This window comes from Aeromonas sp. QDB54 (assembly GCF_027707385.1).
Taxonomy (GTDB): Bacteria; Pseudomonadota; Gammaproteobacteria; order Enterobacterales; family Aeromonadaceae; genus Aeromonas; species Aeromonas hydrophila.
On the sequence record NZ_JAPCIT010000049.1, the window covers coordinates 1 to 10844 of the forward strand.

General features: G+C 60.6%; 11 protein-coding genes and 1 pseudogene. 10 read left to right on the forward strand and 2 right to left on the reverse strand.

Going from position 1 to position 10844, the window contains the following annotated elements:
• The 5 genes and pseudogenes from PG881_RS23280 to PG881_RS23300 all read left to right on the forward strand — a co-directional run.
• Window positions 1-179, forward strand: a pseudogene (locus PG881_RS23280) (IS4 family transposase); the annotation flags it as partial.
• A 276-nt stretch (window positions 180-455) separates the two neighbouring features.
• Entirely contained in the window at window positions 456-1235 is a 780-nt protein-coding gene (locus tag PG881_RS23285) for a hypothetical protein (RefSeq protein ID WP_270803210.1), read from the forward strand.
• A gap of 87 nt (window positions 1236-1322) precedes the next feature.
• The gene (locus PG881_RS23290; protein ID WP_270803212.1) at window positions 1323-1976 is read left to right on the forward strand and encodes a hypothetical protein; all 654 of its coding nucleotides are present in this window, start codon (window positions 1323-1325) and stop codon (window positions 1974-1976) included.
• Window positions 1977-2220: 244 nt separating this feature from the next.
• Window positions 2221-2463 carry a DUF3297 family protein gene (locus PG881_RS23295; protein ID WP_005302916.1) on the forward strand — a complete coding sequence of 81 codons (243 nt, stop codon included), beginning with the start codon at window positions 2221-2223 and terminating at the stop codon, window positions 2461-2463.
• A gap of 197 nt (window positions 2464-2660) precedes the next feature.
• Window positions 2661-3203: a beta/gamma crystallin-related protein gene (locus PG881_RS23300; protein WP_203133387.1), complete on the forward strand. Its 543-nt coding sequence runs from the start codon at window positions 2661-2663 to the stop codon at window positions 3201-3203.
• Window positions 3204-3272: 69 nt separating this feature from the next.
• Here PG881_RS23300 and PG881_RS23305 read toward each other — a convergent pair whose 3' ends face one another.
• Both PG881_RS23305 and PG881_RS23310 read right to left on the reverse strand, forming a co-directional pair.
• Complete coding sequence (locus PG881_RS23305) at window positions 3273-3716, reverse strand: inhibitor of vertebrate lysozyme family protein (RefSeq protein ID WP_203133386.1); 444 nt, start codon at window positions 3714-3716, stop codon at window positions 3273-3275.
• 181 nt (window positions 3717-3897) lie between these two features.
• Window positions 3898-5109 (reverse strand): NupC/NupG family nucleoside CNT transporter, encoded by a 1212-nt coding sequence (locus PG881_RS23310; protein WP_016351392.1) that lies wholly within the window; start codon window positions 5107-5109, stop codon window positions 3898-3900.
• Between the two features lie 480 nt (window positions 5110-5589).
• On the opposite strand from PG881_RS23310, the gene PG881_RS23315 reads away from it, so the two are divergent.
• The 5 genes from PG881_RS23315 (at window position 5590) to tauD (ending at window position 10556) form a co-directional block, all read left to right on the forward strand.
• Complete coding sequence (locus tag PG881_RS23315; RefSeq protein ID WP_203133385.1) at window positions 5590-6744, forward strand: YdcF family protein; 1155 nt, start codon at window positions 5590-5592, stop codon at window positions 6742-6744.
• A gap of 368 nt (window positions 6745-7112) precedes the next feature.
• A complete protein-coding gene (tauA, locus tag PG881_RS23320; protein ID WP_203133384.1) occupies window positions 7113-8087 on the forward strand; it encodes a taurine ABC transporter substrate-binding protein in 975 nt (324 codons plus the stop codon).
• A gap of 23 nt (window positions 8088-8110) precedes the next feature.
• The gene (gene tauB, locus PG881_RS23325) at window positions 8111-8878 is read left to right on the forward strand and encodes a taurine ABC transporter ATP-binding subunit (RefSeq protein ID WP_203133383.1); all 768 of its coding nucleotides are present in this window, start codon (window positions 8111-8113) and stop codon (window positions 8876-8878) included.
• The gene (gene tauC, locus PG881_RS23330; protein WP_043158888.1) at window positions 8875-9705 is read left to right on the forward strand and encodes a taurine ABC transporter permease TauC; all 831 of its coding nucleotides are present in this window, start codon (window positions 8875-8877) and stop codon (window positions 9703-9705) included. Before tauB ends, tauC begins: the two co-directional genes overlap by 4 nt.
• Entirely contained in the window at window positions 9702-10556 is an 855-nt protein-coding gene (tauD, locus tag PG881_RS23335; protein ID WP_203133382.1) for a taurine dioxygenase, read from the forward strand. The genes tauC and tauD overlap by 4 nt, the downstream gene beginning before the upstream one ends.
• Window positions 10557-10844: the final 288 nt, after the last annotated feature.

Genomic DNA, 10844 nt, shown 5'->3' on the forward strand with positions numbered 1-10844 from the left:
ACAGCGCGCTTTGGTTAATGCCGATATTGGCGAGCATCATCCATGGTGCGTGGCAGGAAATAACAGAGAAGTTGGAGCGGGCAATGGTGTATTTATCCAAAAACGGCAAAAAGAGCAGGCAGAGAAAATCCAAGCAGAACAACACGTTAGACGGTGTTATTAATTCGCTTGCCGCTTAAGGTTCTGTACATGAAGCCCAACAGGCGAGTATTATTGCGCCAACCAGATTGGGCTAAACAATGATGTGGCAGCTCCGTAAAACATATTAATATGTATAATTTTGTTGTAAAGGTTGGGCTGCACTTAGCTCAGCATCAACCTACGATCTTTAGCCCAACACACTAGATGGGTACAATATTAATTAGGTAATGAACTTTTTTAAAATCTCGCTACGCTACATAGTTATCATATAAAACTAGATATCCATTTTTATTTTCTGTATGAGGTGATTTTTTATGAACACACTCGCAAAGCTTGAACTGCCAAAGCGTTGGGAACTGTTAGAACAAAGAGCACACGCGGCTGGGCTTGACACTGGAGTTTTTGTTGAACGTGTTGATAGCGCGGCTGATCGCCTTGACTATCTTTTACAGCGGGTTAAAACAGGTGGCGGGGGATTATTTGAAGTCTTCTATGGTCTTTCCGGAAGCGGAAAAACAACCTTTCTCAAAACACTCCCAAAACAGTTTGAACAAATTAGGGTATCATCGTTTCCAAAAGAAAAGAGCCTCAGAGAGCTCCCTGCCTACATTCACGGCATTTATGTTCCAGGTGACACTAGTGCTCGTATCGTCTTAATTGAACGACGAGACAACCCTTCTTCTCAGGATATGGAATGCCTCAGCGAGACGCTCGCAGAACTGCTTGAAGTATTTCGTGACCCCAAAGGAGCAGCACTTGTCCTCTGGCCAGTTACTCGGGAGCCTTCTGCCCATAAAATCGCAAAAGAAGCATGGGAAACAGGTCGAGACTCAATGACCGACACTCGAACAAAGGGGCTTTTTAACTTTGTCGGCTTGCCTAAACAACGCTTCTACGCTGTAGCTGACACAACCACTCGGAACTTGACTGGTGATGGCTTGGAAACCTTTGGCGTCACACCAGAGGTGGCTGGTGAGTTGCTTACCGGTGTGGAAACCATTGCAGACTTCTTCAATGCAGTAGACCTTTTTGCCGAAGAACAGCGCGAAAAAACTTGGTCCGTTCTCAAGACAAAAGTAAGAGCTCGCCTATGAGTCGTTCTACCTGGGGATGTGCCATCAGCGATCCGATCAACAGTATTATCGCTTACGCAAGGCTCTCGGAATAGAGTTGATATTGAGTTGGTATCTGAATTTATTGATCAACCAGACAATAAAGCTCCTCTCTATGTTACCGATTGGAAAGCTAAGCGTTCAGCAATGGCTCACCTTCTCCGAGCAATTGATTTACGGCTATTTGAGTTGCCACCAAATGTGTCTCTCGCCGCCATCCGCGCCTATGGCGACATAGCAATCAAGGACAAGTTAAAACAGCCTACCATTAAGCAGGAAGATGCAAGGGCAGCAATGCGCAACAGCAAGCTATATAAAGAAATTGAACTGGAACTTGGTATAAATCAGACACCATTCGCTGGAGCAAGTCGCGATGTAGAGGAAACATCTAATGAATATCGACGTATACAGGCTGGCGCATCAAAGGGGGACAAATCACTAAATAAGGCGATAGGACTCCTGCTGTCCGAGTGCCTTAAAGAAGATGCCCCTAAAGTTGTTGTCGCAAGTGAAAAAAAATCGCTGCCGAAATGTGATTTAAAGCCAGACGTTTGTCTACATATTGGGGACCTTGATTATATCTGCATTGAACCAACTTGGCGCTCTACGGATAAGGGCATTCCCGGAGAGTTGGATGGTGGGCAAAATACTCTCGCTGCCTCACATTTAAAAAAGTACCTTTTGGACAAGGCCATGCAGTACATCAAAGCGCTTGATCTCTGAGTGTCTGAAAAGAACCCCATTGTAGTTAAATTGTTACAAAGTCAGCGTCAATATCCTGCCTATACTCCACCGCATAACTGAAGGTCAATACGGACAGCAACATAGACCATGCCTTTGGCATTTTTCTGGTTTATGTCTATAGCCTCAGCAAGACTATGCACACAGCATGGCTCACCACCAGCCTTGAGCCCATGACGGGCATTGCCTACAATGACCCACTTTTTATCACACTCAGGTAAATAAAATGAGCGACAACAAACCTGCCCTGCCCGACCGCCTGGCGGCCAACCCGCGCAGCCCGCACCACGTGGCGGAGTGCTTCCAGCACGAGATCGGCATTCGCGTGAACGGCAAGGAGCGCACCAATGTCGAGGAGTACTGCATCAGCGAAGGTTGGGTGAAGATCCCCTCCCCCAAGGCCAAGGATCGCTATGGCAACCCCATGCTGATCACCGTCAAGGGCACCGTCGAGGCCTTCTACGCCTAAGCCGCCCTGACCGCGCGCCCCGCCGGGCCCGCCGCCATGCTGTTTAGAACACCGGCCTTGCGCCGGTGTTCTGCTTTGGGCCCTGCATCTTTGCATCGATGGCGGGCAAGGAGTGTCGCAGCGGGCGCCGCTCTCTCTTGCATCTGGGCTGCGTCTCGGCAATCCTTGCCGCCCCTTGAACTGGCAAGATCTCATCCATGAACAAGCTGTTTGCCCTGCTGGCGCTGTTGACCCTGAGCACAGCGGCCCGCGCCGATATCCTTATCAATCCCCAGATCGTGGTGAACGGTCAGAGTCAGGGTGGCGGGCGTATCCACATCTGTACCCTGACCCCCTTCAACAGCGTCTATGCCGATGCAGGGCGCAGCGAGTGGCTGGCGCGCCAGAAGGTGAGCCGCCGCTGCCAGCAGGGCCAAAGCAACAACAGCCTGTTTTGCGAACCGGCCAAGGCGAGCTGCCTGACAACCCGATTGGACGAAGGGGACGACGCCAGCACTCTGCTGGTGTTTGACGGTGCCCATCAGAGCGGCGACTCCCTGCGCATCGACCGGGATATTGCGGATCTCGGTCGCTACGGCTTTGCCAACCGCATCTCCTCCTTCACCGTGCCGGCTGGCTGGGTGGTGCGCTTTTTCGAGGAGACCGACTTTCGCGGTGGCTACTACACCCGCAAGGGCGGCGAGCAGGAGGCGACCGACTTCAACAATCGCATCCGCTCGGTGCGGATCCTGAGCCGCTAGCGCCCTGCCCCATCACCTCTTCGCCATAAAAAAACCTCTGCCCAGGCAGAGGTTTTTGCTTTTCGATGCTTACTGCCAGTTGGGGTCGGCCTCAACCTGCTTCATCAGGGCGGCCTGCATCCCCTTGTCCGGCTGGCCGAGCCAGGTGTAGCGGGCGAACTTGGACGGGGTTTCGCGGGCAGCATCGCTATCTGGCAGGTCGATCAGCACGCCCCACACCCGCTTGGCCTTGGTATCCACCAGCAGTTGCATGTAGTGGCTGGCGCAGTCGTGGGGCTTGCAGACCGAACCGCTCTGATACGGGGTGCCGGCCACGGCTTCGAGCGGGGAGCTGGTGCCATTGCCGCTGCGCACCCACTTGGGCAGGTTCTTGATGCCCTGGGTCGCCTTGGCCCAGGGGGCCTTGAAATCCGCCGACAGCAGCAGATCCGAGGTATAGATAGCGGCGGCAAACGCCGGCGCGGCGCCGACCAGCAGCAGGGAGAGCGCCAATGCGCGAGAGAAACGGGTCATGATGTGATTCCTTGTTATATGAATGCCTGAACGGGCGCGGGCTGGCCGCGCGCTATCACGCTACCGCCTGTGTCCGCCCCTGTCGAGCCCATGCCGTGCCGAGGCGTCAGTGGCTGGCGCCAGATGGACGACACCCCGCCACGCCAGTGGCGAGACGGGGTGTGCATGGGGCAAGGGTCGATTAGCCGAGGGAGGCGAACAGCCCCGCCAGGGTGGCGCTCATCAGGTTGGCCAGAGTCGCCGCCAGCACCGCCTTGAAGCCGAGGCTCGCCACGTCGTGCCGGCGCTCCGGCGCCATGGTGCCGATGGAGCCAAGCTGCACCGCAATGGAGCCCAGGTTGGCAAAACCACAGAGGGCGAAGGTGATGATGATCTGGGTGTGGGCGCTGAGATCCTGCTTGATGTTGGCAAAGTCCAGGTAGGCGACGAACTCGTTCATGATCACCTTCTGGCCGATGAGTGATCCTGCCGCCATCATCTCGCTGGCCGGCACGCCGATGAGCCAGGCCACCGGGGCAAACAGATAACCCAGCAGCTGCTGCAGGGAGAGATCGGCCCATCCGAACCACTCGCCCACCGTGGTGAGACCAGCGTTGATCATGGTGATGACGCTGACAAAGGCCAGCAGGATGGTGCCGATGGCTACCGCGATCTTCATGCCGCTCATGGCGCCGCCCGCCAGCGCGTCGATGGCGTTGCTGTAATCGCTCTTGTCGAGGGTGATCTCGGCCTGCTCGCGCACCTGCTGCTGCTCCGGCACCAAGAGTTTCGCCATCAAGAGGCCACCCGGCGCCGCCATGAAGGAGGCAGCGATCAGGTATTTCAGATCCACACCCAGTCCGGCGTAACCACCGAGCACCGAACCCGCCACCGAGGCCATGCCGCAGGTCATCACCGCAAACAGCTCGGAGCGGGTCATGCCCGCCAGGAAGGGGCGGATCAGCAGCGGCGATTCACCCTGGGAGAGGAAGATGTTGCCGGTGGCCACCAGGGATTCAGCGCGGCTGGTGCCGAGCAGGCGGTGAATGCCGCCCCCCAACACCCTGATCACCCACTGCATGATGCCGAAGTGATAGAGCACCGCGATCAGCGCGCTGATGAAGATCACCAGCGGCAGCACCCGCACGGCGAAGATGAAGCCGTTGCTGGCCAGATCGCCAAACACGAAGCGGATGCCGCTGTCGGCAAAGCCGAGCAGAGCCGAGACGCCGTTGCTCATGGCGCCGAGCATGATTTGACCGGGGGGGAAGTAGAGCACCAGGGCGGCAAAGCCGGTTTGCAGGGCGAGGGCACCCAGCACGGTCCGCCAGCGGATGGCACGGCGGTTTTCACTGGCCAGCCAGGCGATAAACATCAGGGCCAGCATACCGACCAGACTCAATAACAGCGTCATCTTGCACCTATGAAGAGAGAAGTTTCATACGGCAAGTCTGCAGACAGGCATCGCAGGGAGCGGGCGGGAGAGGTGCCGACCCCGCGACACGCAGACCACAAACCTACAGGTTAGTGGCGGGTCCCATCCTGGGGTCATTCACGTTCCGGGTGACGGCGAGTATCGGGTGACGCCAGCGCCGTCGCAGGGAAGCTGCGGCCGGGTGGCAGGTCGGGCGGCGATGGTACAGTGATCGCCGTCACAGAAAAAGCGGTAAAACGATTGGCCCCGCCAACTTTTTCACGGCAGCGCTGAGCTTTACCCAAAACGCGGCAGGATTGCGCCACAACTGAGCAAACCCACAGGGAAAGCACATTTCGCTCCCCCCGAATAGGGCAGGAGCCCCCCTTCCCCGGATAACCGAAGCGGTTCACGTTTTTTCACGCCACGACGCGGTACACTGACCAATCACCAAGTTTATGTTTTTATTGAAAAAGCCCCATGGTCCTGGAATGGCCTGGTGCCATCAACCTTCGGTGGAACGCCATCATGATGAAAAGAACCGCGATTGCCCTGACGCTGGCCGGCCTGCTGACACTACCTGCCGTGCTCCCTTCTGCAGCCTGGGCTGCCCCGGTACGCTCCCTGCAAAAGGAGCAGAATTACGACCAGTACATCAGCAAGCGCCAGGTGGTGGATCAGCTGCTGGCGGATGCCTGGCAGATCTTCAAATCCCCCGCCCGCATCTCCACCGCCGGCTTTACCGCCAAGATGCCGAGCAACATGGAGCAGGTGACCGAGCTGCTGCTGCAGGCCTACCAGCTCGAGCCCTATCGCACCGACCTGCTCATCTCGGCGGCCAACGCCCAGATCTACAACGGCAACGTGGACAAGGCCATCGGCCTGTTCGAGCAGGCCCTCAGCACCGCGCCCGATGACATCGACCTGCTGAGCTACCTCGCCACCTGGCAGACCTTCAAGCACAACGAGGCTGCCGCCAAGGGGTATCAGAGCAAGCTGGCGACCCTCAATCCCGGCCGGGCCGCCGATCTGCAGCGCATCTTCGATACGGTCGATCGCGTCGTCGCCACCCCACTCAAGGAGCAGGGGGAGCGCTCACCCAAGCCGGGCAACCGGGCCATCGTCACCCTGGGTTATGCCCTCAATCCCGACGGCTCCATGCACGACATCCTGCTGGGCCGGCTGGAAACCACCCGAGCGCTGGCCAAGGCCAACCCGGCGGCCCTCATCATCCTGACCGGCGGCGTGCCCCAGCACCGTCAGACCGAGGGCAAGCTGATGGCCGACTGGCTGGTGAAAAAGGGGATCGATCGCTCCCGCATCATCGAGGAGAACTACGCCACCAGCACGGTGGAGAACGCCCTCTACAGCGGCTATGCCCTCGCCCGCCACCAGATCGAGTACGCCACCCTGGTGAGCTCCGCCAGCCATGTGCGCCGGGGCCAGACCCTGCTGGAGATCGCCTGCTGGCAGAGCGGGCCGGCCGGGATCCGGATAGACAGCGTCAGCTACCCCGACAAGCCGCTCTCCGAGCTTGCCAAGGTGAGCGACAGCGAGCTGCTCGGCATCTACCGCGATGCCCTGCGCACCTACGGACTCTGGAGCTACCGCTCCGCCCCCCTGCTGGAGCGTTGAGTCCGGGCGGGCCGTGCTCGCCCGGCCCGTTGCCAGCACGCGTCTTGCAGTACCGGCGTCACCTGCCCCCAACCAACCCGCCCAACCGGCGGGTTTTATTTTATCCGCCCAACAAACCGGTTCGACATTCAATAAATGGGCAAGAATTGCCATATCCGAATAGGTTTGCCGATATTTCAAGCCGTTTTCTCGGCACCTATTGCCAACCTTCAAATATCGACTTGCCATATTGAGATATATAAATAAACGGATTGGGTTGCCGTTCTTTTTCTAAGAACCATATCTCATCAGCCATATATTTTCGGTCTTTCCTCAGCGCCCCGATAAATGGGAAAACTGCCGCTTCATTCCCCCGATGGAGCAATATCATGACAGGAAAAGGACATTCCCTCTGGCTGGCGGCGCTCGCCCTGCTCAGCCTGCAAGCCAAGGCCGTGGAAGTCACGGTGGCCTACCAGACATCTGCCGAACCGGCCAAAGTCGCCCAGGCCGACGACACCTTTGCCCGCACCAGCGGCGCCACGGTGAAGTGGCTCAAGTTTGACAGTGGCGCCAGCGTGGTGCGGGCGCTCGCCTCCGGCGACGTGCAGATCGGCAACATCGGCTCCAGCCCGCTGGCGGTGGCCGCCAACCAGCAGGTGCCCATCGAGGTGTTCCTGCTCGCCTCCAAGCTCGGCAACTCGGAGGCGCTGGTGGTCAAGCCCGAGCTCACCTCCGCCACGGCGCTCAGCGGCAAGCGCATCGCCGTGCCTTTTACCTCCACCACCCACTACAGCCTGCTGGCCGCGCTGCGGCACTGGGGAGTGGATCCGGCCAGCCTGCAGATCGTCAATCTGCAGCCGCCGGCCATCATCGCCGCCTGGCAGCGGGGTGACATCGATGGCGCCTATGTCTGGGCGCCAGCCCTCAACGAGCTGACCAAGGGCGGCAAGGTACTGACCGACTCGGCCCAGGTGGGCGAGTGGGGAGCCCCCACCCTGGATGTCTGGGTGGTGCGCAAGGAGTTCGCCAAGGCCCATCCCGAGCTGGTGCAGGCCTTCGTCGACAGCACCCTGGCGGCCCAGCGCGACTACCTGGCCAACCCCGACGGCTGGCTGACCAAGCCGGACAACCTCGCCAAGCTGGCCAAACTGAGCGGTGTGCCGGCCAGCGACGTGCCCGCGCTGGTCAGGGGCAACGCCTACCTGAGCGCCAGCCAGCAGGGCGCCGAGCTCGGTGAGCTGGTGAACCAGACCCTGGTGGACACCAGCCGCTTTCTCAAGGAGCAAGGCAAGGTACAGAGCGCCGGCAGCGATTATCGCGCCTACGTGACCGACCGCTTCGTCAAGGCTCACGCCCGCTGACCCCGCATCACAAGGAGGCATGCATGCTGCAGCTCACTCACCTTTGTGCCGATTACGCCGGGCGCAGAGTCCTAGACAACATCAACCTGACCCTGGATGCGGGCGAGCTGATGGTGGTGCTCGGCCCCTCCGGCTGCGGCAAGACCACCTTGCTCAACCTCATCGCCGGTTTTCAGAGCGCCCAGCAAGGCACCATCACTCTGCAGGGGCGGCCGGTGAGTGGCCCCGGCGCAGAGCGGGGGGTAGTGTTTCAGCACGATGGCTTGCTGCCCTGGCGCAACGTGCTGGACAACGTTGCCTTCGGCCTGCAGCTGGCCGGCGTGCCGCGCCACGAACGCGAGGCCAGCGCGCTGGCCATGCTGCGCAAGGTGGGGCTGGAAGAGGCCCACGCCAAGCCGGTCTGGCAGCTCTCCGGCGGTCAACGCCAGCGGGTCGGCATCGCCCGGGCGCTGGCCACCCAGCCGCAACTGCTGCTGCTCGACGAGCCCTTCGGCGCCCTCGACGCCTTTACCCGCGAGCAGATGCAGACCCTGCTGCTGCGCCTGTGGCACGAGCAGCGCCGGCAGGTGCTGCTCATCACCCACGACATCGAGGAGGCGGTGTTCATGGCCACCGAGCTGGTGCTGCTCTCCCCGGCGCCGGGGCGAGTCATGGAGCGGCTGACCCTGGACTTCGGCCGCCGCTTCGCCGCCGGCGAGCCCTGCCGCAGCATCAAGTCGGATCCCGCCTTCATCGCGCGGCGCGAGTATGTGCTGGAGCGGGTCTTTGCCGAGCGGGAGGTGTTTGCATGAGCCTCACCCTCTCCCGCCCGCTCGACCCGGCCCGCCGGATACGCCTGCGCTGGCCGCTGCCACGCCGGCTTGGGGTGAGCCTGCTGACCCTCTGTGCCCTCCTGGCGCTCTGGTGGCTGGTGGCCAGGCTCGGGCTGATAAGCCCGCTGTTTCTGCCCCCTCCCGCCCAGGTGCTGCAGCAATTTGCCACCCTCGCCGGGCCGCAGGGCTTCATGGACGCCACCCTCTGGCAGCACCTCGCCGCCAGTTTGCAGCGCATCCTCATCGCCCTCGCAGCCGCTACCCTGTGCGGCGTGACGGTGGGCCTCGCCATGGGGCTCAGCCCCACCCTGCGCGGCATGCTCGACCCGCTGATCGAGCTGTACCGGCCGGTGCCGCCCCTTGCCTATCTGCCACTCATGGTGATCTGGTTTGGCATCGGCGAAACATCGAAGGTGCTGCTCATCTATCTGGCCATCTTCGCGCCGGTCGCCATGGCCACCCTGGCCGGGGTGCAGGGCGCCAAGCAGGTGCGACTGCGGGCCGCCCGGGCTCTCGGTGCCAACCGCTGGCAGGTGCTGTGGTACGTCATCGTGCCCGGCGCCCTGCCGGACATTCTCACCGGGCTGCGCATCGGGCTCGGGGTCGGCTGGTCCACCCTGGTGGCGGCCGAGCTCATCGCCGCCACCCGTGGCGTGGGCTTCATGGTACAAGCCGCCGGCGAGTTTCTCGCCACCGACGTGGTGCTGGCGGGCATTCTGGTGATCGCCCTGATCGCCTTCACTCTGGAACTTGGTTTACGTGCGCTGCAGCGTCGCCTGACGCCGTGGCATGGAGAAGGACTATGAGCAATTCCCTGCAAATCACCCCCCTTGGCCCCCACATCGGCGCCGAGATCAGCGGCATCAGCCTGGCCGTGCCGCTCGATGAGGGCCAGTTCGCGCAGTTGCAGCAGGCACTGCTGACCCATCAGGTGCTGTTCTTTCGGGAGCAGCCCATCACCCCCCGCCAGCAGCGGGCGCTGGCCAACCGCTTCGGCGATCTGCACATTCACCCTGTCTATCCCCACGCGCCGGAGGCCGAGGAGATCATCGTGCTCGACACCCACGACGACAACCCGCCGGACAACGACAACTGGCACACCGACGTCACCTTCATCGAGACGCCACCGGCCCTGGCCATTCTGGCCGCCAAGCAGCTGCCGCCGGTGGGGGGCGATACCCTGTGGGCCAGCGGCATCGCCGCCTTCGAGGGGCTCTCCCCCCGTCTGCAGCAGTTGCTGACGGGGCTGGAAGCCGAACACGACTTCACCAAGTCGTTCCCGGCCCATCGCCACAACGCCAGCCCGGCCGAGTACCAGCGCTGGCAGGAGGCGGCGGCCCGTCACCCGCCGCTGCGCCACCCTGTCATCCGTACCCACCCCTTGAGCGGCCGGCAGGCGCTGTTCGTCAATGAAGGCTTCACCACCCGCCTGCCCGACTTGCCGGCACAAGAGAGCGAGGCGCTGCTCGCCTTCCTGTTTCGCCATGTCACCAAGCCCGAGTATCAGGTGCGCTGGCGCTGGCGGGAGCACGACATCGCCATCTGGGACAACCGGGTCACCCACCATTACGCCAACGCCGACTATCTGCCCGCCCGGCGGGTGATGCACAGGGCCACCGTGCTGGGGGACAAGCCGTTCTGGCACGTGCCCGCGTAACGCCAGGACCTGCCCCTGCGCCGACCGGTTGCGCCGCCGTTATTGATCCCGCATAAAATAACGGTGCGCGTTGCCAGTCATTATTTTCAAATAGATCAATGAGACCATCAAATATCACCAGAAATATGTAAATCGACACACCTTGCAATATTTCCATACAACTTCCGGCTGCCATCCGGTCGGCCCGTCCCCGTACTATTTCGGGGTTCAGGCTAGGGAAGGTGCGAACAAGTCCCTGATATGAGATCATGTTTGTCATCTGGAGCCATGGAACAGGGTTCATCATGA